At 74.4% G+C, this 22046-nt stretch carries 23 protein-coding genes and 1 pseudogene; 4 read left to right on the top strand and 20 right to left on the bottom strand.

The features are described from left to right. Positions 1–33 precede the first annotated feature (33 nt). Both ACTWO6_RS31315 and lysS read right to left on the bottom strand, forming a co-directional pair. Positions 34–384, bottom strand: coding sequence for a histone-like nucleoid-structuring protein Lsr2 (locus tag ACTWO6_RS31315; protein WP_446217269.1), 351 nt, complete (start codon positions 382–384; stop codon positions 34–36). 107 nt (positions 385–491) lie between these two features. Beyond that, positions 492–2000, bottom strand: a complete 1509-nt coding sequence (gene lysS / locus ACTWO6_RS31320) for a lysine--tRNA ligase (protein ID WP_446217270.1) — start codon at positions 1998–2000, stop codon at positions 492–494. Between the two features lie 91 nt (positions 2001–2091). Between lysS and ACTWO6_RS31325 the strand changes: the two genes are divergently transcribed. Continuing rightward, entirely contained in the window at positions 2092–2832 is a 741-nt protein-coding gene (locus ACTWO6_RS31325; protein WP_446217271.1) for a class I SAM-dependent methyltransferase, read from the top strand. Positions 2833–2868: 36 nt separating this feature from the next. On the opposite strand, the gene ACTWO6_RS31330 is transcribed toward ACTWO6_RS31325, so the two are convergent. The 7 genes and pseudogenes from ACTWO6_RS31330 to ACTWO6_RS31360 form a co-directional block, all read right to left on the bottom strand. Further along, positions 2869–3627 carry a type III pantothenate kinase gene (locus ACTWO6_RS31330; RefSeq protein WP_446217272.1) on the bottom strand — a complete coding sequence of 253 codons (759 nt, stop codon included), beginning with the start codon at positions 3625–3627 and terminating at the stop codon, positions 2869–2871. A gap of 32 nt (positions 3628–3659) precedes the next feature. After that, positions 3660–4556, bottom strand: coding sequence for a carboxylating nicotinate-nucleotide diphosphorylase (gene nadC, locus ACTWO6_RS31335; protein WP_446217273.1), 897 nt, complete (start codon positions 4554–4556; stop codon positions 3660–3662). Positions 4557–4611: 55 nt separating this feature from the next. Further along, positions 4612–6306, bottom strand: coding sequence for an L-aspartate oxidase (locus ACTWO6_RS31340; RefSeq protein ID WP_446217274.1), 1695 nt, complete (start codon positions 6304–6306; stop codon positions 4612–4614). Between the two features lie 61 nt (positions 6307–6367). Next, positions 6368–6539 (bottom strand): annotated as a pseudogene (locus tag ACTWO6_RS31345) (septum formation family protein); the annotation flags it as partial. Positions 6540–6546: 7 nt separating this feature from the next. Next, positions 6547–6975 (bottom strand): aspartate 1-decarboxylase, encoded by a 429-nt coding sequence (panD, locus tag ACTWO6_RS31350; protein WP_446217275.1) that lies wholly within the window; start codon positions 6973–6975, stop codon positions 6547–6549. 35 nt (positions 6976–7010) lie between these two features. Beyond that, on the bottom strand, positions 7011–7859 hold the full coding sequence (gene panC / locus ACTWO6_RS31355; RefSeq protein WP_446217276.1) for a pantoate--beta-alanine ligase: 849 nt from the start codon (positions 7857–7859) through the stop codon (positions 7011–7013). Then, a complete protein-coding gene (locus ACTWO6_RS31360; protein WP_446217277.1) occupies positions 7856–8833 on the bottom strand; it encodes a Rossmann-like and DUF2520 domain-containing protein in 978 nt (325 codons plus the stop codon). Before ACTWO6_RS31360 ends, panC begins: the two co-directional genes overlap by 4 nt. A 177-nt stretch (positions 8834–9010) precedes the next feature. Between ACTWO6_RS31360 and ACTWO6_RS31365 the strand changes: the two genes are divergently transcribed. Beyond that, positions 9011–10045: an SAM-dependent methyltransferase gene (locus tag ACTWO6_RS31365; protein WP_446220834.1), complete on the top strand. Its 1035-nt coding sequence runs from the start codon at positions 9011–9013 to the stop codon at positions 10043–10045. Continuing rightward, the gene (locus tag ACTWO6_RS31370) at positions 10042–11211 is read left to right on the top strand and encodes an NADH-quinone oxidoreductase subunit D (RefSeq protein ID WP_446217278.1); all 1170 of its coding nucleotides are present in this window, start codon (positions 10042–10044) and stop codon (positions 11209–11211) included. The genes ACTWO6_RS31365 and ACTWO6_RS31370 overlap by 4 nt, the downstream gene beginning before the upstream one ends. Positions 11212–11223: 12 nt before the next feature. Here the strand turns inward: ACTWO6_RS31370 and ACTWO6_RS31375 are convergent, their stop codons facing one another. The 4 genes from ACTWO6_RS31375 to ACTWO6_RS31390 all read right to left on the bottom strand — a co-directional run bounded on the left by ACTWO6_RS31375 (position 11224) and on the right by ACTWO6_RS31390 (position 16018). Then, positions 11224–12942 (bottom strand): hypothetical protein, encoded by a 1719-nt coding sequence (locus ACTWO6_RS31375; RefSeq protein WP_446217279.1) that lies wholly within the window; start codon positions 12940–12942, stop codon positions 11224–11226. Between the two features lie 472 nt (positions 12943–13414). Next, a complete protein-coding gene (locus ACTWO6_RS31380) occupies positions 13415–14419 on the bottom strand; it encodes a glycine betaine ABC transporter substrate-binding protein (RefSeq protein WP_446217280.1) in 1005 nt (334 codons plus the stop codon). Positions 14420–14609: 190 nt separating this feature from the next. Then, entirely contained in the window at positions 14610–15335 is a 726-nt protein-coding gene (locus tag ACTWO6_RS31385) for an ABC transporter permease (protein ID WP_446217281.1), read from the bottom strand. After that, positions 15332–16018, bottom strand: a complete 687-nt coding sequence (locus ACTWO6_RS31390; RefSeq protein ID WP_446217282.1) for an ABC transporter permease — start codon at positions 16016–16018, stop codon at positions 15332–15334. Before ACTWO6_RS31390 ends, ACTWO6_RS31385 begins: the two co-directional genes overlap by 4 nt. A 2-nt stretch (positions 16019–16020) precedes the next feature. Here ACTWO6_RS31390 and ACTWO6_RS31395 point away from each other — a divergent pair, with 2 nt between their 5' ends. After that, a complete protein-coding gene (locus tag ACTWO6_RS31395; protein ID WP_446217283.1) occupies positions 16021–17022 on the top strand; it encodes an ABC transporter ATP-binding protein in 1002 nt (333 codons plus the stop codon). Positions 17023–17090: 68 nt separating this feature from the next. Here ACTWO6_RS31395 and ACTWO6_RS31400 read toward each other — a convergent pair whose 3' ends face one another. From ACTWO6_RS31400 to folP, 7 genes are all read right to left on the bottom strand, one after another. Then, positions 17091–17591, bottom strand: coding sequence for a hypothetical protein (locus ACTWO6_RS31400; RefSeq protein ID WP_446220835.1), 501 nt, complete (start codon positions 17589–17591; stop codon positions 17091–17093). An 86-nt stretch (positions 17592–17677) separates the two neighbouring features. Then, on the bottom strand, positions 17678–17980 hold the full coding sequence (locus ACTWO6_RS31405) for a hypothetical protein (RefSeq protein WP_446217284.1): 303 nt from the start codon (positions 17978–17980) through the stop codon (positions 17678–17680). A gap of 52 nt (positions 17981–18032) precedes the next feature. Continuing rightward, positions 18033–19253, bottom strand: coding sequence for an ABC transporter permease (locus ACTWO6_RS31410; RefSeq protein WP_446217285.1), 1221 nt, complete (start codon positions 19251–19253; stop codon positions 18033–18035). Between the two features lie 118 nt (positions 19254–19371). Next, on the bottom strand, positions 19372–19863 hold the full coding sequence (locus ACTWO6_RS31415; RefSeq protein WP_446220836.1) for a DUF3180 domain-containing protein: 492 nt from the start codon (positions 19861–19863) through the stop codon (positions 19372–19374). A 61-nt stretch (positions 19864–19924) separates the two neighbouring features. Then, positions 19925–20452 carry a 2-amino-4-hydroxy-6-hydroxymethyldihydropteridine diphosphokinase gene (gene folK, locus ACTWO6_RS31420; RefSeq protein ID WP_446217286.1) on the bottom strand — a complete coding sequence of 176 codons (528 nt, stop codon included), beginning with the start codon at positions 20450–20452 and terminating at the stop codon, positions 19925–19927. Beyond that, complete coding sequence (gene folB / locus ACTWO6_RS31425) at positions 20449–20808, bottom strand: dihydroneopterin aldolase (RefSeq protein WP_446217287.1); 360 nt, start codon at positions 20806–20808, stop codon at positions 20449–20451. The genes folK and folB overlap by 4 nt, the downstream gene beginning before the upstream one ends. Continuing rightward, positions 20805–21788, bottom strand: coding sequence for a dihydropteroate synthase (gene folP / locus ACTWO6_RS31430; protein WP_446217288.1), 984 nt, complete (start codon positions 21786–21788; stop codon positions 20805–20807). Before folP ends, folB begins: the two co-directional genes overlap by 4 nt. Between the last annotated feature and the right edge of the window lie 258 nt (positions 21789–22046).

The raw sequence follows: 22046 nt of genomic DNA on the forward strand, positions 1-22046 counted from the left end.
CGGCGTCGGTGTCGCCCGATGACGGGTCAAGCCTCAGTGGCCCGCCTTCGAGTGGTACTCGTCGACGATCTCCTGCGGGATCCGGCCCCGGTCCGAGATGTCCTTGCCGGACTTCTTGGCCCAGGCACGGATGGCCCTGTTCTGCTCACGGTCGGCGGTGGCGCCGCCCCGCCCGCGCGCGGCCCGCCCGCCGACGACGACGCCGCCCCGGCCGACCTTCGTGCCCGCCCCCACGTACGGGGCGAATACGTCGCGCAATTTCTCCGCGTTCGAAGTCGAGAGGTCGATCTCGTACTGCACGCCGTCCAGCGCGAACTTGACGGTCTCGTCAGCGTCCCCGCCGTCCAGGTCATCGACCAGCTTGTGAATGATCTGCTTGGCCACGTCCCACATTCCTTTCGAGCAGGGTGTGCTCCTGCGACAATACAGAAGCACAATAACCCGCGCGCTGCTTGCCGCGTCAATAGGATGCGGTAACGACCCGGAGACGGCTACTCCGGGCGGACCAACGGGAAGAGGATGGTTTCCCGAATTCCCAGCCCGGTCAACGCCATCAAGAGCCGGTCGATTCCCATTCCCATACCACCGGCCGGCGGCATTCCATACTCCATCGCCCGGAGAAAGTCCTCGTCCAGTCGCATGGCCTCGTCGTCGCCGCGGGCGGCGAGCTGCGCCTGAGCCACCAGCCGCTCCCGCTGCACCACCGGGTCGACCAGCTCCGAGTACGCGGTGCCCAGCTCGAAACCGAGGACGTAGAGGTCCCACTTCTCGGTCAGGCCCGGCTCGCTGCGGTGCGCCCGGGTCAGCGGGCTGGTCTCCTCCGGGTAGTCCCGGACGAAGGTCGGCGCCTGGAGCGACGGAACGACGAGTTCCTCGAAGAGTTCCTCGGCCAGCTTCCCCGGCCCCCACTTCGGGTCGACGGCGAGGCCGGCCTTGTCGGCGTACTCGGCCAGCCGGGACCGGTCGGTGCGCACGGTGACCTCCTCGCCGAGCGCCTCGGAAAGGGCCCCGAAAAGGGTCACCGAACGCCACTCGCCGCCCAGGTCGAACTCGCTGCCGTCGGCGTGGGTCACCACCGTCGAGCCGCTCACCGCGATCGCCGCCCGCTGCACCAGATTTCGGGTCAACTCCGCCATCGTGTCGTAGTCGCCGTACGCCTGGTACGCCTCGAGCATCGCGAACTCGGGCGAGTGCGAGGAGTCGACTCCCTCATTCCGGAAGTTGCGGTTGATCTCGAAGACCCGGTCGACGCCGCCGACCACGGCCCGCTTGAGAAACAGTTCCGGCGCGATTCGCAGATACAGATCGGTGCTCAACGCATTGCTGTGGGTCACGAATGGGCGGGCCGCCGCGCCACCGTGCAGCAACTGGAGCATCGGGGTCTCGACCTCGATGAAGCCCTCCCCGTGCAGGCAATCGCGGAGGCTGCGCACCGCGGCCGCCCGGGTACGCACCATCTGCCGCGCCTGCGGGCGGACGATCAGGTCCACGTAGCGCTGCCGGACCCGGGCCTCCTCGCTCAGCGGCTTGTGCGCCACCGGCAGCGGGCGCAGCGCCTTGGCGGTGGCCGCCCACTCGTCGGCCAGCACCGACAGCTCGCCCCGGCGGCTGGTGATCACCTCGCCGGTCACGCCGACGTGGTCACCGAGGTCGACCAGGCGCTTCCAGTCGTCCAGCCGCTCCGCGCCGACCCGGTCCAGGGAGAGCATCGCCTGGAGTTCGGTGCCGTCCCCGTCCCGCAGGGTGGCGAAGCAGAGCTTGCCGGTGTTCCGTACGAAGATCACCCGGCCGGTGACCGAGACCTTGTCCCCGGTGGCGGTGTCGGTGGGCAGCTCGGCGTACTTCGCGCGGATCTCCGCGAGGGTGCTGGTCCGGGGGAAACCGACGGGGTACGGCTCGACGCCCTCGGCGAGCATCCGGTCCCGCTTCTCCCGGCGGACCTTCATCTGCTCGGGAAGGTCGTCGGCGGGGTCGACTGGCACGGCGTTCTGCTCGGTCACGGCACGCTTCCTCGGAAAGGAGATATCGGCGGGGTCAGGCCCCGAGCGTACTCAAGCCCCCAGGGAGCCGTTACCGGATAACCTGCCCGCCATGACCGACCCCACTCAGGCACTGTCGTTCGGCGCGGCGGCGGCCGACTACGACCGGTTCCGACCCCGCTATCCGCAGGCGGCGGTGCGCTGGGCGCTCGACGGTGTGGGGCCGGCCGGCCGGGTGGTCGACCTCGGCGCCGGCACCGGCATCCTCACCCGCGCGATCCTCGACCTCGGCCACGAGGTGCTGCCGGTGGAGCCCGACCCGGGGATGCGGGCCCGGCTGGACGACGTGACGCCCGGCGTCACCGCCCTGGCGGGCACCGCCGAGTCGGTGCCGCTGCCCGACGGGGCGGTGGACGCGGTGCTGGTGGGGCAGGCGTACCACTGGTTCGACAAGGAGCGGGCGCACGCCGAGATCGGCCGGGCGATCCGGTCGGGTGGGACGTTCGCCCCCATCTGGAACACCCGGGACGACAGCGTCAGATGGGTGGCCGAGCTGGGCCGGATCGCCGACCTGCGGGACACCGCCGGCAACCTGGTCGAGAAGGTCACCGGGTTCGGCCCGACCTTCGGACCGGTCGAGCTGGGCGAGTTCACTCACTCGGCCACGCTCACCCCGGACGAGGTGGTCGGCATGCTGCACACCCGCTCGTACTGGCTGACCGCGCCACCGCACGAGCAGGAGCGGGTCGACCGGGAGCTGCGGGAACTGTTCGCCACCCACCCGGACCTGGCCGGGCGGGAGACCGTCGAGCTGCCGTACCGGACGCTGGTGTTCCGGGCCCGGCGACGCTGACGCCCGCGCGGCGCCCGACCCCGGTGGCGGCCGGGGTCAGGTGTTGCGCTCGTAGACCATCCGCAGGCCGATCAGCGTGATCATCGGCTCGTGGTGGGTGATGGTGCGGCACTCGCCGATCACCACCGAGGCGAGCCCGCCGGTGGCGATCACCGCCTTCACCTCGCCCAGCTCCTCGATCATCCGCTCGACGATCCGGTCGACCTGGCCGGCGAAGCCGAAGTAGAGGCCGGACTGGAGGCACTCCACGGTGTTCTTGCCGATCACCGAGCGGGGCTTGGTCGCCTCCACCTTGCGCAGCTGCGCGGCGCGGGCCGCGAGCGCGTCGAAGGAGATCTCGATGCCCGGCGCGAACGCGCCGCCGAGGAACTCGCCCCGGCCGCTGATCACGTCGAAGTTGGTGGTGGTGCCGAAGTCCACCACGATCGACGGCCCGCCGTAGAGGGTGTACGCGGCCAGGGTGTTGACCACCCGGTCAGCGCCGACCTCCTTGGGGTTGTCGATCGCGAGCTGCACCCCGGTCCGCACCCCGGGCTCGACGATCACACTGGGCAGGTCGGCGTAGTAGCGGCCCAGCATGGTCCGCAACGAGCGCAGCGCGGCCGGCACCGTCGAGCAGGCGGCCACCCCGGTGATCTCCACGGCGTCACCGGCCAGCAGCCCCCGGAACATCAGACCCAGCTCATCCGCCGTCGAGCGGGCGTCGGTCTTGATCCGCCAGGAGTGCACCAGCTTGTCGCCGTCGAAGGTCGCCAGCACGGTGTTGGTGTTTCCAATGTCGATGCAGAGCAGCACGCACGAAGCCTAGACGGCCGGTGGTTGAAGGCTCATTCCTCCCGCAGGTCCAGGGCGATGTCCAGGATCGGCGAGGAGTGGGTCAGTGCGCCCACCGAGATGAAGTCCACGCCGGTCGCGCCGTACTCGGCGGCCACCGGCAGGGTCAGCCCGCCGGTCGCCTCCAGCTCCGCCCGGTCCCCCACCGCGGCGACCACCTCGCGCAGCTGCGCCGGGGTCATGTTGTCCAGCAGCAGGAAGCCGGCCCCGGCCTCGACGGCCTCCACCGCCTCCGCGAGGGTGTCCACCTCCACCTGCACCGGCACGTCCGGGAAGGCCTCCCGGACCCGGCGGTAGGCCGCGCCGATGCCGCCGGCGGCGACCTTGTGGTTGTCCTTGATCATCGCGACGTCGTGCAGGCCCATCCGCTTGTTGGTGCCGCCGCCGGCGCGGACCGCGTACTTCTCCAGGGCCCGCAGGCCCGGGGTGGTCTTCCGGGTGTCCAGCACCATCGCCTTCGTGCCGGCCAGGGCGTCCGCCCAGGCGCGGGTGTGGGTGGCCACCCCGGACATCCGGCAGAGCAGGTTCAGCGCCGTCCGCTCGGCGGTGAGCAGCAGCCGGGTCGGGCCGGTCACCGTGGCCAGCACGTCGCCGCGCGCCACCCGCTGCCCGTCGTGGGCCACCAGGGACACCTCGACCGTACGGTCCGCCCCGGTCACCTCGCCGACCAGCTCGAACACGGCGGCGGCCACGGGCAGCCCGGCCACCACGCCGTCGGCCCGGGCGACCAGGTCGGCGGTGTCGTTCTGCGCGGCGGGGATGGTGGCGACGGTGGTGACGTCGAGGAAGTCCGGCCCCAGGTCCTCGGCGAACGCCTCGACGATCACCCGCTGCACCCACACCGGGTCCAGGCTCGCCGCCCGCAACGCCTGCTCCGTCGACTCCCTCACCGCGCCACCTCAATTCGCGACTGCGGGGCTCGGAAGATCGGCTCACTCCTCGCGCTCACGCTGACTCCTCCCACTGCTGTGTCAACCTGCCGTGCGCCCCGACCGCCGTGACGAGGTGGCCCAGCCACCGCTCGTCGGCCGTCGGGAAGTCCTCCCGCCAGTGGCAACCCCGGGTCTCCTGGCGGGCGTACGCGGCGGCGACCAGCGTCGACGCCACGGTGATCAGGTTCGTCGCCTCCCAGTCGGCCTTACGCGGCACCCCGCGTCCCCCGCCCAGCTCGGTCAGCGTGCCGGCCGTCCCGGCGAGGGTCTCCGCCGAGCGGAGCACCCCCGCGCCCCGGGTCATCGCCCGTTGCAGGGCCGGCGTGCCCTCGGCGGGCACCACCCAGCCCGCGCCGCCCACCCAGGCGCCGGTCTCCGCCGGCCTGGCCTGCTCGGGCAGGCCGGCGGCGATGTCCTCGGCGATCCGGCGGGAGAAGACCAGCCCCTCCAGCAGCGAGTTGCTGGCCAGCCGGTTCGCGCCGTGCACGCCGGTGCAGGCGACCTCGCCGCAGGCGTACAGGCCGGGGATGGAGGTGCGGCCGTGCAGGTCGGTGCGGACGCCGCCGGAGGCGTAGTGGGCGGCCGGGGCGACCGGGATCAGGTCGGTCGCCGGGTCGACGCCGATGGCCAGGCAGGACGCGACGATGGTCGGGAAGCGGCCGGCGAGGAAGTCCCCGCCGAGGTGCCGGGCGTCCAGGTAGACGTGGTCCGCGCCGGTGGCCAGCAGCACCCGGTGGATGCCCTTGGCGACGACGTCGCGGGGGGCCAGCTCGGCCAGCTCGTGCTGCCCGATCATGAACCGCTTGCCGTCGGCGTCGACCAGGTGGGCGCCCTCACCGCGCAGCGCCTCGGAGACCAGCGGCTGCTGGGCCCGGGTGACGCCCGGCACGCCCACCCCGGCCGGGGTGATCAGCGCCGTCGGGTGGAACTGGACGAACTCCACGTCGGTGACCGCCGCGCCGGCCCGCACCGCGAGGGCGACCCCGTCGCCGGTGGAGACCGCCGGATTGGTGGTGGCGGCGAAGATCTGCCCCATGCCGCCGGTGGCCAGCACCACCGCGCGGGCCAGGAGCGCCCCGACGCCGTCCTCGCTGCCCTCGCCGAGCACGTGCAGGGTGATCCCGCACGCCGGGCCGAGCCCGCCGGGGCCGTCGCCCGGGGCGCGGAGCAGGTCCAGCACCAGGGCGTGCTCGACCAGCCGGATCCACGGGTCCCGCCGGACCGCCGCGTGCAGCGCCCGCTGCACCTCGGCGCCCGTGGCGTCGCCGCCGGCGTGCACGATCCGGTCGGCCCGGTGGCCGCCCTCCCGGGTGAGCATCAGCGAGCCGTCCGGGTTCCGGTCGAACTCGGCGCCGATCCGCATCAGCTCCCGCAGCCGGGTCGGGCCCTCCTCGACCAGGACCCGCACCGCGGCCGGGTCGCAGAGGCCGACCCCGGCGATCTCGGTGTCCGAGGCGTGGGCTGCCGGGGTGTCCGCCGGGTCGAGCACGGCGGCGATGCCGCCCTGCGCCCAGCGGGTCGAGCCGTCATCGATGTTGACCTTGGTGACCACGGTGACGTGCAGCCCCGCCTCGCGCAGGTGCAGCGCGGCGGTCAGGCCGGCGACCCCGGAGCCGACGACGATCACGTCAGTGGTCTCCACCCAGCCGGGTGCGGGCGCGGCCAGCAGCCTGGGCAGGGCCGGCAGGTCGACGGTCGGAAGGTCCATGAGCACAGTCAACCCGAACGTCCCTCATCCCGGGCGGCGGGGGCGGGACGAGTGGTTTCGGCTACCGCGTCCGGACCGGCAGGCCGGCCGGGCCGGCGCCCTTCAGCGAGGCCCGTACGGTCGCTGAGCCACAGGTAGCAGCGGACGCCGCGGTCCCCCACGGTCCAGCGGCCAGGGGCGGCCGGGCGGACCAACACGCCGCTGCGGAAGCGCAGGGTCGGGTCGTCGGGCACCGCGGGGTCAGGCGGGGGTGGCGGCCAGGGGGTTGGGGACGGGGTCGCCGGCGGTGCCGGGGGCGGCGGTGGTGGGGTCGGCGGTCAGGTCGACGATCCTGTTGGCGGCGTCGACGTGGACCACCCGGGGCTGGTAGGCGCGGGCCTCGGCGTCGTCCATCTGGCCGTACGAGATGAGGATGACCAGGTCACCGGGGTGCACCAGGTGCGCGGCGGCGCCGTTGATGCCGATCACGCCGCTGCCCCGCTCACCCGGGATGACGTACGTCTCCAGCCGGGCCCCGTTGGTGATGTCCACGATCGCCACCTGCTCCCCGGGGATCAGGTCGGCCGCGTCGAGCAGGTCCTCGTCCACGGTCACCGAGCCGACGTAGTGCAGGTCGGCCTGGGTCACCGTGGCCCGGTGGATCTTCGACTTCAGCATGGTCCGGAACATCGGGGTGCCTTTCAGCGGGGTGTGGTGGTGGGTGTTCAGGAACGGGGGGCGAGCGGGATCGCCATGTTGTCGATCAGCCGGGTGGCGCCGACCCGGGCCGCGACCAGCAGCCGCGCCGGACCGGAGACCGGCCCCGGCTCCAGGTCGGCGTCGGTGAGCACCAGGTAGTCGAGCCGGGCGCCGGGCGTACCGGAGTCGAAGGCCCGGTGGGCGGCGGCCAGCACCGCGCCGGCGTCCCCGCCCTCCTCGGCGGCCGCTACCCCGGCGCGCAGCGCGGCGGAGAGGCTCAGCGCCGCCGCCCGCTCGGGCGCGGAGAGGTAGCGGTTGCGGCTGGACAACGCCAGCCCGTCCGGCTCCCGCACGGTCGGCACGCCGACCACCTCGACCGGCACGTCGAGGTCCCGGACCATTCGCCGGACCAGGGTCAGCTGCTGGTAGTCCTTCTCGCCGAAGAACGCCAGGTCGGGGCGGGTGAGCTGGAGCAGCTTCATGACCACGGTCAGCACGCCGTGAAAGAAGCCGGGCCGGCTCAGCCCCTCCAGGTCCTCGCCGAGCGGGCCCGGGTTGAGCCGCACCTTCGGCTCGCCGTCCGGGTACATGTCGGCCACCGAGGGGGCGAAGACCACGTCCGCGCCGGCCCGCCGGCAGACCTCCAGGTCCGCGTCGAGGGTGCGCGGGTACCGGTCGAAGTCCTCGTTCGGGCCGAACTGGAGCGGGTTCACGAAGATCGTGACGATGACGTGGTCGGCCCGCTCCCGGGCGGCCCGCAGCAGGGTCTCGTGCCCGGAGTGCAGCGCGCCCATGGTCATCACCACGCCGACCGTGCCGGTCAGCCCGTCCCGCGCCGCCGCCAGCTCCTTGCGCGTGTGCACCAGCTCGGTCATGCCGCCACCCCCCGGTGAGTCCCGCTCAGCACGTCCAGCAGCGACTCGGCGTCCGCCGGGCGCAGCCGGCCCGCGGCGATGGCCCGATCCGCGGTCCGTCGTGCCAACGCCAGGTAGGGGGCCACGGATTCCGGCGCGGTCGCGGCCAGCCGTTCCAGGTGCCGGCGTACGGTGCCCGCGTCGCCCCGGGAGACCGGGCCGGTCAGCGCGTCGTCGCCGAGTCGCAGGGCGTTCTCCAGCGCCGCCCGCAGCAGCGGGGCGAGCACCTTCTCCGGCCGGTCCACGCCGGCGTCGCGCAGCCGGTCGGCCGCCTCGTTGACCAGGGTGACCAGGTGGTTCGCGCCGTGCGCCAGGGCCGCGTGGTAGAGCGGCCGGTCCGCCTCCGCCACCCACTCCGGTACGCCGCCGAGGTCCGCCACCAGCCGGGCGGCGAACGGGCGCAGCTCCGCCGGGGCGGTCACCCCGTACGAGATGCCGGCGAGGCGGGTCAGGTCGTCCGGCGTACCGGTGAAGGTCATCGCCGGGTGCAGCGCGAGCGGCCGGGCGCCGACGGCGGCGGCCGGGGCGAGGACCGCCAGCCCGTGCGCGCCGGAGGTGTGCGCGACCACCTGGCCGGGGAGCAGCGCCCCGGTCTCGGCCAGGCCGGCGACCACGCCCGCCAGGGCGTCGTCGGGTACCGCCACGATCAGCAGATCGGTGGCGGCGCGGGCGACCGAGGTCGCGGAGCGGTTCGGGGTCTCCGGGAGCAGCAGCGCCATCCGGGCCTTCACGGCGCCGGAGATGCCGGAGGCGGCGACCACCCGGTGGCCGGCGGCGGCGAGGGCCGCGCCGAGCACGGCGCCCACCCGACCGGCGCCGATCACGCCGACGGTGAGGGTGCGGGGAAAGACCAGCGGGGCGCCGGTAGAGGCGCCGCCCGACGGTGCGGCGGGCCCGTGCGGGGCGGCCGTACGCGGGCGCAGCGGTGCGCTCATGGCAATCGATCCAGTCCTGCGAGTGGGTACCGGTCGACCGCAAGTATGCGCCGGGGTTACGGAAGGAAAACAAGCATGTGTGAAAACCTTCACCGGGCGTGTGGAAGGCGGAATTCGGGGCACCGCTACGGTCGGCGGGTGACGTTTCCCGAGGACCCGCTGCCCTGGCGGGTGGCGATGGACCGGGCGCTGTACGGACCCGACGGCTTCTTCGTCTCCGGGCCCGGTCCGGCCGCCCATTTCCGCACCAGTGTGCACGCCTCCCCGGTCTTCGCCTCGGCCCTGCTCCGCCTCCTCACCCGGGTCGACGCCACCCTCGACCACCCCTCCTGCCTGCAGGTGGTCGATGTGGGTGCCGGCCGGGGTGAGCTGCTCCGGGCGCTGCTCACGCTCGCTGCCGGGTCCGCGATGGGGGTTTCCGCCCGGCCGTCACCCTCCGGCCGGGATGCCGTCCGTCCGTCGCTCGCCCGCCGGCTGCGGCTCACCGCAGTCGAGCGCGCGGCCAGACCCGAGGACCTGCCCGAGGAGATCAACTGGGTGGACGAGATTCCGGACGGGATCGGCGGCCTGCTGCTGGCCACCGAATGGCTGGACAACGTCCCGCTGGACGTGGCCGTGCAGTCCGACGATGGCTGGCGCTACCTCCTGGTCGACCCCGCCAGCGGGGAGGAGTCGGTGGGTGACCCGGTCAGCCCCGCTGACGAGGAGTGGCTGGACGGGTGGTGGCCGACCACGCCGGCCGGCTCAGGCGCGAGGGCCGAGATCGGCCGGACCAGGGACGAGGCCTGGGCGACCGCGATCACCAAGATCGACCGGGGGCTGGCGCTGGCCGTGGACTACGGGCACGGGAGAGACGATCGGCCGGTCGACGGGACGCTGACCGGGTACCGGCACGGGCGGCAGGTCGTGCCGGTGCCGGACGGGTCGGGCGACGTCACCGCGCACGTGGCCGTGGACTCGGTCGCCTCCGCCGGTGAGCGGGTGGCCCGGTGTGCGTACACCCTGGTCCCGCAGCGGGAGGCGCTGCGGGCGCTCGGGGCCGACGGCGCGCGACCACCGCTGAGCCTGGCCGCCAGCGACCCGGCCGGTTACGTGCGGGCGCTCGCCGCCGCCTCGACGGCGGCCGAGCTGACCGACCCGGCCGGGCTCGGCGGGCACTGGTGGCTGCTGCAACCGGTCGGCGTCACCCTCGATCCCTTCATGGCACGATGACGGACATGACCACGGACGCCGGCGACCTCCGCGAACTGACCGTCGGCACCGGCGCGGGCGGCGAGCAGCTCGGCACCGACATGGTGCTCAACATCGGCCCGCAGCACCCGTCCACGCACGGCGTGCTCCGACTGAAGCTGGTACTCGACGGCGAGCGGGTGGTCGCCGCCGACCCGATCGTCGGCTACATGCACCGCGGCGCGGAGAAGCTCTTCGAGGTCCGCGACTACCGGCAGATCATCGTGCTGGCCAACCGGCACGACTGGCTCTCCGCCTTCTCCAACGAGCTGGGCGTGGTGCTCGCCGTCGAACGGCTGATGGGCATGGAGGTGCCGGAGCGGGCGGTCTGGCTGCGGATGGCGCTCGCCGAGCTGAACCGGGTGCTCAACCACCTGATGTTCCTCGGCTCGTACCCGCTGGAGATCGGCGCGATCACCCCCGTCTTCTACGCGTTCCGCGAGCGGGAGACGATCCAGGCGGTGATGGAGGAGGTCTCCGGGGGCCGGATCCACTACATGTTCAACCGGGTCGGCGGCCTCAAGGAGGAGGTGCCGGCCGGCTGGACCGGGCGGGCCCGCGCCGCGATCGGCGAGGTGCGCCGCCGGCTGCCCGACCTCGACCACCTCATCCGGCGCAACGAGATCTTCCTGGCCCGCACCGTCGGGGTGGGGGTGCTGTCGGCCGCCGACGCCGCCGCGTTCGGCGCGTCCGGGCCCGTCGCCCGGGCCTCCGGCCTCGACCTGGACCTGCGCCGGGACGAGCCCTACCTGGCGTACGACCAGCTCGACGTGCCCGTGGTCACCAAGACCGCCGGGGACTGCCACGCCCGCTTCGAGGTGCTGCTCGACCAGGTGTACGTCTCCCTCGACCTCGCCGAGCAGTGCCTGGACCGGGTGGACCGGCTCACCGGGCCGGTGAACACCCGGCTGCCCAAGGTGGTCAAGGCGCCCGAGGGACACACCTACGCCTGGACCGAGAACCCGCTCGGCATCAACGGCTACTACCTGGTCTCCCGGGGCGAGAAGACCCCGTGGCGGCTCAAGCTGCGCACCGCCTCGTACGCCAACGTGCAGGCGCTGGCCACCCTGCTCCCCGGCTGCCTGGTGCCGGACCTGATCGCCATCCTCGGCTCGATGTTCTTCGTGGTCGGCGACATCGACAAGTAGCCGCCGGGGCGGTCAGCGCCAGCGGTCGGCGGACCGCGCCCCACCGGCGCGCGGCACGTCGTCCTGCGGCGGGTAGCCGTACCGCTCCTCGCCGCGCGGCCGGCCGTACCGGACCGGCTCGGGCTCGGCCGCCCGCCACTCGCCCGCCGACTGCGCGGTGCGCTGCGTCGGGGGACGCCACTCGTCGGGTACGGGCACCCCGCCGGCCGGGAGCGCCGGGCGGCTCTCCTCGGACCAGCCGCCACCCCAGCCGGGCTCGGCGTCCCGGTCCTGGTCGCGGTGCGGCTCGCCACGTCGTACCGACGCCCAGCGGTCCTCGACCCGGAACTCCGTGCCGGCCCCGTCGGCGTGCACCGCCGCGCGCCGCTCACCGACCCGCACCTCGCGGCCGTGCTCGTCGTCGCGGACCGAGGCCCAGCGGTCCCCGGCGCGCAGCTCCGACCAGTAGTCGCCGTCCGGGTCGTCCGACGCCGGGACGGCGGCCCGGCCGGGCTGCTCGGACGCGCCCCAGGCGCGGGCCTCCGGGGCGGCGTACGGCTCACCCGCACCGGTCCAGGACCGGTCGTCGCCCGAGGCGCCCTGGCCCGCCCAGGACCGGTCGTCACGCGCCCCGCCCTGACCCGCCCAGGACCGGTCGTCACGCGGCCCGCCCTGGCCCGCTCCCCAGCCCCGGTCGTCGCGCGGCGCGCCCGCTCCCGTCCGGTCGTCCTGGGCCGCCCCGGCCCAGCGCTGCTCGTCGGCCGGCGCACCGGGCCACGACCGGTCGTCCCGGGCCGCTCCCGGCCCGGACCAGGCGCGGTCGTCGCGCGCACCGGCCTGAGCGGCCCGCGACCGGTCGTCGGCCGACCAGCCCCGGTCCTCCTCCGGCTCCCGGTGACCGGCCCACGAGCGCTCCTCCGGCTCCGCACCGCCCCAGGACCGCTCCTCCGGGGCCGGCGACCACCGGCCGGCGTACCCGCCGCCGTAGCGGTTGCCGGCCACCGGGTCGGCGCCGTCCACAATGGTGTGCCGGGTGGTGACGTGCACGGTCTCGGTGTGGTGCACCACCCCGACCTGGCGCGGGGCCGGCTCCGGCTCGGCGGCGCGCGGGGCGCCGTACACGCCGGCCTGGGGGCGTTCGGCGGCGTAGCCGGCGGGGCGTTCCGCGGCGTACCGGTCGGCGGGCTGGGGGCGGCGGACCGCCTCCTCCTCGTCACGGCGGTCGCCCGCGGGCTGTCCCCAACCGGTCGGGGCCTCCTCCTGGGCGTAGCGACCCCGGCCCGGCGCGTCGTCGTACGTCTCGGCGGCCGGCACCCGGGCGCGGCCACCGGCCTGCTCCTCGGCGGCCGGGGCGGAGATGCCCGCGGCGGCGGCGATGCCGGCGGCCGCGGCGTCCAGCCGGCGCCGCAACGCGGTCACCGACTCCTGGGCGCGCTGGGCCTGGTCGAGCGCCTGGTTACCGCGCTGCGCGGCGGCCACGATCTCGCCGCGCAGCTCCCGGCGCAGCTGCTCGATCTCGTCGAGCAGGTGCTCGGAGCCCGGCGACTCGCCGCCCTCGGCGCGCAGCGCGATGGAGAGACCGATCAGCACGACGGCCAGGATGGCCAGCACGGCGCCGAAGCGCAGCGGACCGTCGCCGTCGGCCACGAGGAGGATCAGCGCCGCCATGGGCGCGAACGCCACACCGATCCAGAACAGGACGGTCAGCAGCGGCGAAGTGCGCTTCTCGGCGGGCGCAACCGGGGCGGGCATGGCTGTGCAGAGTACCGAGAGTTCACACGGCTGGGAACAGGCCGAACGCACCGATCTAGTGCGGTGTCCACGAACGTTCACCGGGGTGTCCGGTGGATGTTGTGGATCCTCGCCTTGGGGCGAGCGACTCCCCACCGGGTGGTGGGGCGGGCCTCCGCGGGCCAACTGATCCTCGCGCCACCCTCGGTGGGCGGCGGGGGTCACGCCGGGACCGGCCAGCACCGGGGAGATGCCGGCCGGCTCGACGGTGCGTGACCACCCCGGCAGCACAACCGCTGCCGGGGTGGTGGATCCGCCGCCCGGAACACGGGTGGCGATGCTGGCCGCCGCGACCAGGTCCTCGACCAGGCACGACACTTTCCCCAACCCGGCCAGCGTTTGTGGTCAGAGCACTAGCAGGGACGCCGCACCCGTCACCCCGACCGCGACCGGTCGCCGACGGGCCACCCGGGCCCGTCGGCGACCGGTCGGGTCAGCTGGCGGCGAGCGCCCCGTCCGAGGAGAAGACCAGGCCAACGCTCGCCTGGCCGGTCTTCAGGGCGTTCTTGGTCTGCGGACCGCCAGCGTCCAGCGAGCTGAACGAGCCGGCCTTGAAGTTGTAGACCTCGACCAGGCCGGCCTGGCACTTCGGCCGCTGCGGGCACTCCGGCGGGCCGGCCAGCACGGTGGCCTGGCCGGAGCACTTGCTCGCCAGGTCGGAGAGCGTGGCCACCTTGTACTTGTCGGCGAAGGCCTTGGTGACGGCGAAGGCGTTCTGGTCCTGCGCGGCGGACGGCTTGCCGAAGGTGATCCCGGCCTTGTCGCCCTCCGCCTTCAGCGCGCTGACCGTCTTGTCCAGCTCGGGTGCGGAGACCGGCTGGGCGGCCTTGCCGTTGGCCTTGGTGTTGAGGAACTCGGCCATGGTGGCCGCGTACTCCGGGACGACCTGGATCTCGCCCTTGGCCAGGGCGGGCTCGTAGAGCTCGCGGTTGCCGATCGTCTGCACCTTGACCTGGTAACCGGCCGCGGTCAGCGCGATCTTGTAGAGCTCGGCGATGGTCTGGCTCTCGCTGAAGTTGCCCGCGCCGACCGTGATCGAGCCGCCCGGACCCTGCTCGATGCCCTCGCTCAGGTCGTTGGAGTCGGCGAACTCCTTCGCCGCGACCTGCGGGGTCTGGCGCTCCACGTCGACGGACTTGTTCAGCTCGATCAGCTTCGGCGTGTCCAGCTTCTCGGAGACCTTGTCCAGCGCGGCGACGAGCTGCGGGCTGGCCGCCTTCGCGTTGATCGCCGGGATGACGTTGTCGGTGTTCTGGAGCTTCTTGTCGTCGGTGAGGACGACCAGCTGGTCACCCTTGACCGGGGCGCAACCGGCCCCGGCGGCGCCCTTCTCGGGCGCTTCGGTGCCGGACGAACCGCCCTTGCCGCACCCGGTGAGGAGCCCGGCCGCAGCCAGGGCGCCGACCGCCCCGATGGCCAGCCTTGTACGTGCGCGCATCAAAGCCCGCCTTCCGTGTCCCGGCGCGGCCCTTCCGGGCCGGCCGCGTGTCCGACGGGCGATCGGTCCACTGATGCGCCCGCAAGGTCCACCCAACATCTTGCCCGGCGGGACCGACAACATGTGGCGACCTTCGTCACCGGATCGTCACCGGAACACCGGCGGGCGTCCGTCGGGGCGTACCGGCGGATCAGCCGCCACCGGCGATGGCGTCCGCGGCCCGGCGGTCCGCGCCGCCGCGGGCCCGGCGCAGCGGGCGCGGCGTGACCACCCGCTCGACCAGCGCGAGGAGCAGCTCAACCAGCACGGCGAGCCCGGCCACCAACACGCCGCCGGCGACGATCTGACCACCGCCGGCCGCGATGTCGAGCCCGAAGCCGGCCCGGATGATCTGGCCCAGCCCGCCGCCGTTGACGAAGGAGGCCAGCGCCGCGGTGGCGACCACCTGCACCGCGGCGGTACGGAAGCCGGCGGCCAGGTACGGCACGGCGAGCGGCAGCTCCACCCGGCGCAGCAGCTGCCCACCGGAGAGCCCCATCCCGCGCGCCGCGTCCCGGGCCTCCGGGTCGGCCTGCCGCACCCCGGTGTACGCGTTCGCCAGCAGCGGCGGTACCGCGAAGACGGCCAGCGCGGCCACCACCGACGGCCGGCCGAACCCGAGGAACGTCAACGGCAGGATGGTCAGCAGGGCCAGGGTCGGGATGGCCAGGGTGACGTTCGAGACCAGCAGCACCGCGCCGCCGCCCCGGCCGGTGTGCCCGAGCCAGAGCCCGATCGGCCAGGCCACCAGGCAGCCCAGCAGCACCGCCGCGGCGGACATGCTCAGGTGCTCGCCGAGCCGGTCCAGGATGCCGCCCGGGTTTGTCCAGTTCAGCGGGTCGTTCAGCCAGCGCACGGCCTGTTCGATCGCGTTCATGAGACGCGTCCGCGCAGCCACGGGGTGAGCAGCCGGCCCACCCCGGCCAGGACCAGGTCCAGGACCAGCGCGAGCAGGACGCAGAGGACCGTGCCGGTCATGATCTGCGCCTTGTAGAAGTTGTTCTGGAAGCCGGCGAAGATGAGCTGCCCCAGCCCGCCGCGACCGACGACCACCCCGACCGTGACCAGCGCCACCGTGGAGACGGTGGCCAGCCGCAGCCCGGTGAGGATGCCGGGCAGGGCCAGCGGCAGGTCGATCCGGAACAGCCGGCCCCAGCGGCCGTACCCCATCCCCTCGGCGGCCTCGCGGACCTCGGGGGGCACCTGGTTCAACCCGGCCATCGCGTTCCGGACGATCACCAGCAGGGCGTAGAGCACCACCACGCTGAGCACGGTCACCGCGCCGATGCCCAGGTAGGGCGCGAGGAAGGCGAAGAGCGCCAGCGAGGGGACCGTGTAGAGCACGCCGGTGAGGGCCAGGATCGGCCCGGCGAGCGACCGGAACCAGTACGCCGCCACGGCCAGCGGCAGCGCCACCACCGCGGCGATCAGCACCGCCCGGGCGGTCAGCGAGGCGTGCTCGCGCAGCGCGGCGAGGATCGTGTCAGAGTTGTCCCGCACGTACTGCCACGAGAACCACGGGTTCTCCGGCTCGGCCCGGTAGCTCAGGTGGAGGGACACAGGTGGACGTTACCCCGGGGACCACCGGCGACGCCGGACACGGCGCTGCCGCCATCACGCTGGAGGGCATCCGCAAGCGCTACCCGGACGGGACCGAGGCGGTGCGGGAGCTGAGCCTGGAGGTGAAGGCCGGCGAGCTGGCGGTGCTGATCGGACCGTCGGGCTGCGGCAAGTCCACCGTGCTGCGGATGATCAACCGGCTGATCGAGCCGACCGGCGGCCGGATCCTGCTCGGCGACGACGACGTCACCCGGGTCGACCCGGTCAAGCTGCGCCGCCGCATCGGGTACGTGATCCAGAACGTCGGCCTCTTCCCGCACCAGACCGTCAGCGCGAACGTGGCGACCGTGCCCGGCCTGCTCGGCTGGCCGCGGGAGCGGACCCGCCGGCGGGTCGACGAGCTGCTGGAACTGGTCGGCCTCGACCCGGCCCAGTTCGGCCGCCGCTACCCGCACGAGCTCTCCGGCGGTCAGCGGCAGCGGGTCGGGGTGGCCCGGGCCCTCGCGGCCGACCCGGTGGTGCTGCTGATGGACGAGCCCTTCTCCGCCGTCGACCCGATCGTCCGGACCCGGCTGCAGGAGGAGTTCCTCCGGCTCCAGGCCGAGGTCCGCAAGACCATCGTGCTGGTCACCCACGACCTGGACGAGGCGGTCCGGCTGGGCGACCGGATCGCGGTGCTCTCCCAGGGCGGCCGGCTGGAGCAGTACGACACGCCGGCCGCCATCCTCGGCTCGCCCGCCTCGCCGTTCGTCCGCGAGTTCGTCGGCGCCGACCGGGGCATCCGCCAGCTGGCGGTCACCCCGGTCACCCGGGCGGTGCTCGATCCGCTCCCGGCGGGCGGCGCGGCGGGCCTGCCCGCGGTGCCGCTGGGCGGGTCCGCGTACGACGCGTTGGGCGTGCTGCTCACCTCGGCCGCCGAGCACGCCCTGGTCACCGAGGACGGTCGCCCGGTCGGGCTGCTCAGCCGGGACCGGGTGCTGAGCCTGGGGGCCGTGGCGGCCTGACCGCGCCGCCTGCCGACCGCGCTCCGGCGGGCCGCGTCAGGCGCGACCGGCATCGGGTCCCGGCCGTGTCAGGCGCGGCCGCCGAGGCTGGCGGTGCCGACGATCCAGCCGGCGAAGAGGCCGTACGTGGCACCGGTGCTCGCCGCCTGGAAGGCCGCGAGCAGCGACCCGTCCGGCCCGAGCAACGCGGCGAGCAGCCCGGTGAACCCGCCGGCCAGGGCGTACGCCGCCCAGCCGGAGAAGAACTGGCTGACCGAGCCCTGCACCCGGGCCACCTGCGAGGCGGGCAGCAGGTAGAGGAGGACCGCGGCCAGGATCACCATCAGCACGGCCCGCAGGTCGGTGGCGAACACCCCCTGTGCCGGGTCGTCGGAGTGCAGCCGCCAGGCCGGCCAGGCCAGCAGCCGCAGGAACCAGCCGCCCGCGCCGTTCGGGTCCGTGTGGTCCTGGACCCATCCCACGTACGCGGGACTGCCGCCGACCCCGACCAGGAGCAGCGCGGCCAGGGTGCCGGTGCCCGCGGCGGTGCCGTAACCGCTGACGGTCCGGGGGCGGTTGGTGAGGGCCATGGTGCGGTCAGTTCCCGGCTTGCGCAGCCGGGCAAACCTGCGCGTACGCGCGACCGCCGTGGGTCGGCGGACAGCCATCGGAGGAGTCAGTGCTTCAGCAGGTAGTCGATGAAGGCCGCCCGCAGCAACGGCTCGGCCTCCTCGTAACCGTGGCCGGTCAGCTCCCGCCAGAGGGCGTTGGCCTCGTCGATGATCGGCCCGACCGAGTTGGGCGCGCCGTCCAGCGCGGCGGCCTCGTCCGCGTTCGGCAGATGCCGCAGCACCGACCAGAAGAAGCCCACGTCGCGGCGCTCCCGGGCCAGGGCGAACGCCTGCTCGCGCAGCTCCTCGGTGGAGAGCTGGTCGAGCTGGTCGAAGGTACGGCCGCCGGTGGCAGGAGATTCGGTCATGCCGCCGAGCCTAACCGGCGAGATCAGGCTCGGCGCACCGGACGCGGCCCGGTCAGCGGTCGTCGGCGTCCCAGCGCTGCGGGCCGGTCTCCCAGCGGTGCGCCTCCCACGGGTCGGCCGTGGTCTCCTCGGCCTGCACCGGCAGCACCGACGGCCAGGTGTCGACCGGGCCGGAGCGGGTCAGCGCCCAGCCCGTGCTGATCGTGCCGTCCCCGGCCGGCGCCAGCTCGGGCGCCTCGCCGGTGGGCGTCCGCGGTCGACCGAGCGCCTCGACCAGCCGGGTGACCAGCAACCCGCCGCCGAGCACCGCCCCGCCGACGGCCCATCGGCTGACCGTCCATCCGCGGGCCCGCGCCCAGGCGAGGAAGACCACGACCAGGCTGACCGCGATCAGGGTGCCGAGGATCCCGCCGCGCCGGCCGTACGCGCTGGTGCCGGCGAGCATCGCCGTGCCGATGGCCAGGATCGACCAGTCCAGCCCGGAGGTGGGCGCCACCGGCCCGGTCCCGTTGGTCGCGATCAGCACCCCGGCGAGCATGGCCAGCACGGTGGAGCCGACCAGCGCCAGGACGGTGACCATCGCGGCGACGACGCCCCGCCGCCGGGCCGGGTCGGCGACCGGCCGGAACCGGCCCACCAGCCGCCGGATCGCCTTGACCGCGCCGAACAGGCCGCCGAGGACGGCCACCGCGGCGAAGCCGGCGAAGAGGTTGACCGCCGTGCCCCGGGGGTCGTACGTGCCCTGGACCACGACGGGGCTGGCCCGCCGCTCGATGTACACGATCACCCCGGCCGCGCCGGCGAGGCTGGCCGCCCAGGCGGGCACGTGCAGCACCACCACCGCCAGGGCGAGAGCCGCGCCGCCCAGGGCGGCCACCACCAGCGCCGGGAGGAGCGCCTCCCGCAGGCCCCGGTCGCCCTGCTCGGCGACGTGCAGCGCGGCGGCCACCGCGACCGGGCCGACCGCCAGGTTGACCGCGGCGGCGCGCAGGCTCAGCCCGGCGGCGAGGGTCAGCAGGCCCAGCGCGACCGCGTCGACCAGCAGCGACTTCAGGCCGTCGCCGCGCAGCGCGTCCGCGTTCTCCCGCCACAGCAGGTACGCCATGCCGCCCAGCCCGGCCAGCAGCACGGACTCCCAGACCACGTGGACCGCGATCCGGTCCCGCCCGGGCTCGCCGTGCAGGGGATCGTCGAAGACGTTCTCCAGCACGGCGGCGGGCACACCCGACGACGGCTCCGCCGGTGCGTCCCGGCCCGTTTCGTCGTACGCCATGACCCGCGCCTCCCACGTCGCCGGCCGTCCGGCCCGACGCACGGGCGGACCGGCGGCGGCCGTTGCTTCCGGTCGCCAGGGACGGTACCTGCGGGCAGGGGTGGGGGGAAGCCCCTGATCAACGCTGGCCGGGACGGCTCTCCCGGTCGCCGGGCTCGCGGTCCTCGTCGTCCTCCTGCTCGGGCACCCGGCAGGCCCGCTCCAGCCAGAGCGCGGCGCCGACCAGGGCGAGCGAGGCGAGCAGCCCGGCGCCCGCGGCGGGCCGGTCGTCGACGGCGGCGTTGGTCCGCTCGACGAAGAGCCACGCGGTCATCCCCGCGTAGAAGCCGGCGAAGATCGCCCCGGCCAGCGCGGACGCCTTGGCGAGCACCACGAACCGGGCGACCAGCAGCGGGTTGACCGGCTCCCGGCCCGGCCTGCGCCCCTCGATCCGGCCGCGGGTGTTCACCGCCGCGTACGCCTCCAGGACCGCGAGGCCGGCCAGCGTGACCACCGGCAGCCAGGGCAGCCTCGGCGCGACGTCGTAGTAGAAGCCGCTGATCAGCAGCCAGGCCACCGCGGCGGCGGCGAGGGCGGCCACCACCAGCGTGGAGATCCGGGTCGGACCCATCCGGAAGCGGTCGGGGTCGCGCGGGGACTGTGCCTGGCTCATGCCGTCCGGCTCCAGTGGGTCATGCGTCCGACTCTAACGCCAGATCCGCTCGGGGGCTCAGTTCCAGGGCGTCCCCGGCCAGCGGCTCGGCGTTGAGCAGGTCGGTCAGCCAGCCGTGGCCGGGCAGCCGACCGTGCGGCTCGATGTCGATCCACGGCCGGAGCACAAAGGCCCGCAGGTGGGCGCGGGGGTGCGGCAGGGTCAGCTCCGGGTCGTCGCTGAGCACCGGCTCACCCGCGTCGTCCCAGACCGCGACGACGTCGACGTCCAGGGTGCGCGGTCCGAACCGGCGTTCCGGGTCACGGACCCGGCCGGCCGCCGCCTCGGCGGCCCGGGCCCGCTCCAGCCAGTCCCGCGCGGTCGCCGCCGGGTCCACGGCCAGCACCACCGCGTTCAGGTACGCCGGCTGCTCGGCGTCCCCCCACGGTGGAGTCTCGTACACGCCGGAGACCACCCGCACCGCGTCGCCGAGCGCGGCCACCGCCGAGCGCACGTGGTCGAGCCGGTCGCCGAGGTTGCTGCCGAGCGACAGCACGGCCCGGGTCACCGGGTACGCCGCATCGTGACGGCCACGTCCCGGAAGGCGTGCGGAATCGGGGCCTCGGGCTTGTGCACGGTCACCGTGGCGGCACCGACCAGGGGTTCGGCGAGGCAGACCGCGAGCAGCCGGTCGGCGAGCGTCTCGATCAGGTTCACCGGCTCCCCCGTGATCACCGCGACCAGCCGCTCGGCCAGCTCGCCGTAGTGCACCGTGTCGGTCACCTCGTCGGAGCGGCCGGCCGGGGCCAGGTCGAGTTCGAGCACCGCGTCGACCACGAACTCCTGCCCCTGGGCGCGCTCGAAGTCGTAGACGCCGTGCCGGCCGCGCGCCCGCAGCCCGGTCAGCTCGATCCGGTCGCTCATCGTGCTCCCTCTCCGCGCGCCGCACCCGCCGGCCGGCCCTCTTCCTCGCCGGGCGGCCGCTGGTCGCCCCCGCCGGGAGCGTCGCTCCCGCTCCGGCCGGGCGGCTCTCCGCCGCTGCCGGCGGGCCGGCCGGCGGCTCCGGCGACCAGGTGGGGGCGGCCGGTGGCGGCCCAGACGGCGAGCGCGTCAGCGGTGGCCCGGACGTCGTGCACGCGGACCCCCCAGGCGCCGGCCGCGACGGCGAGCAGGCTGGTGGCGACGGTGGCCGCCTCCCGGTCCGCGGTCGGGCGGGGCGTGCCGTCCGGGCCGGCCAGCAACCGGCCCAGGTACGACTTGCGGCTCGCCCCGAAGAGCAGCGGGAAGCCGAGGTCGAGCAGCTCGGGCAGGCGGGCGCTGAGCTCCCAGTTGTGCGCGGCGGTCTTGGCGAAGCCGAGCCCGGGGTCGATGATGATCCGGTCGGCGGCCACCCCGGCGGCCAGCGCCTCGTCGACCCGCTGACCCAGCTCGGCCCGGACGTCGGCGACCACGTCGGTGTAGCTGGCCAGGTCGCGCATCCCGCGGGAGTGCCCGCGCCAGTGCATCAGTACCCAGGGGCAGCCGGCGTCGCGGACCACCCGGGCCATGTCCGGGTCGGCGAGGCCGCCGGAGACGTCGTTGACCACGTCGGCGCCGGCGACGAGGGCCGCCTCGGCCACCCGGGCCCGGCTGGTGTCGATGCTGACCGGGATGCCGGCGGCGGCGAGCTCGCGGATCACCGGCAGCACCCGGGCCGTCTCGGTCTCCGGGTCGACCCGGTCGGCACCGGGACGGGTCGACTCCCCGCCCACGTCCACCAGGTCCGCGCCGGCCGCGCGCAGTCGCACTCCGTGTCCGACGGCGGCGTCGAGATCGGCGTACCTGCCGCCGTCGGAGAAGGAGTCGGGCGTGACGTTCAGGACGCCCATCACCACCGGGGCCTGCGCCCGTACCAGATCGGTCACGACTAGACCGTACCGGTCGCCAGCAGGGCCTCCGGCGACCCGGCCCAGGACCGTCCGCGACGACCCTGACATGCCGATTGGAACAGGTGTACGATCGGTCGTCCGGGGCGAACCGGGTCGACTCTTCGCGGGTTGTCGCAAAGGTGACCGGGCCGTACGCTTTGGAATTGCCCAGCATCGAGATGGCGAAGCCTGGAGGGAGGGCCGAAGCGGGAGGAATTCCCCCAAAGCTCACCACTCTGCGTGGTGGGTAACGAG

The sequence above is a fragment of the Micromonospora sp. IBHARD004 genome (assembly GCF_052814115.1).

Coding starts and splice junctions, on each gene's coding strand:
- ACTWO6_RS31325 (WP_446217271.1), top strand. CDS start 2,092: ATGACCGACCCCACTCAGGCACTGTCGTTCGGCGCGGCGGCGGCCGAC.
- ACTWO6_RS31340 (WP_446217274.1), bottom strand. CDS start 6,306: ATGGACCTTCCGACCGTCGACCTGCCGGCCCTGCCCAGGCTGCTGGCC.
- panD (WP_446217275.1), bottom strand. CDS start 6,975: ATGTTCCGGACCATGCTGAAGTCGAAGATCCACCGGGCCACGGTGACC.
- panC (WP_446217276.1), bottom strand. CDS start 7,859: ATGACCGAGCTGGTGCACACGCGCAAGGAGCTGGCGGCGGCGCGGGAC.
- ACTWO6_RS31360 (WP_446217277.1), bottom strand. CDS start 8,833: ATGAGCGCACCGCTGCGCCCGCGTACGGCCGCCCCGCACGGGCCCGCC.
- ACTWO6_RS31365 (WP_446220834.1), top strand. CDS start 9,011: ATGGACCGGGCGCTGTACGGACCCGACGGCTTCTTCGTCTCCGGGCCC.
- ACTWO6_RS31370 (WP_446217278.1), top strand. CDS start 10,042: ATGACGGACATGACCACGGACGCCGGCGACCTCCGCGAACTGACCGTC.
- ACTWO6_RS31375 (WP_446217279.1), bottom strand. CDS start 12,942: ATGCCCGCCCCGGTTGCGCCCGCCGAGAAGCGCACTTCGCCGCTGCTG.
- ACTWO6_RS31380 (WP_446217280.1), bottom strand. CDS start 14,419: ATGCGCGCACGTACAAGGCTGGCCATCGGGGCGGTCGGCGCCCTGGCT.
- ACTWO6_RS31385 (WP_446217281.1), bottom strand. CDS start 15,335: ATGAACGCGATCGAACAGGCCGTGCGCTGGCTGAACGACCCGCTGAAC.
- ACTWO6_RS31400 (WP_446220835.1), bottom strand. CDS start 17,591: ATGGCCCTCACCAACCGCCCCCGGACCGTCAGCGGTTACGGCACCGCC.
- ACTWO6_RS31405 (WP_446217284.1), bottom strand. CDS start 17,980: ATGACCGAATCTCCTGCCACCGGCGGCCGTACCTTCGACCAGCTCGAC.
- ACTWO6_RS31410 (WP_446217285.1), bottom strand. CDS start 19,253: ATGGCGTACGACGAAACGGGCCGGGACGCACCGGCGGAGCCGTCGTCG.
- ACTWO6_RS31415 (WP_446220836.1), bottom strand. CDS start 19,863: ATGGGTCCGACCCGGATCTCCACGCTGGTGGTGGCCGCCCTCGCCGCC.
- folB (WP_446217287.1), bottom strand. CDS start 20,808: ATGAGCGACCGGATCGAGCTGACCGGGCTGCGGGCGCGCGGCCGGCAC.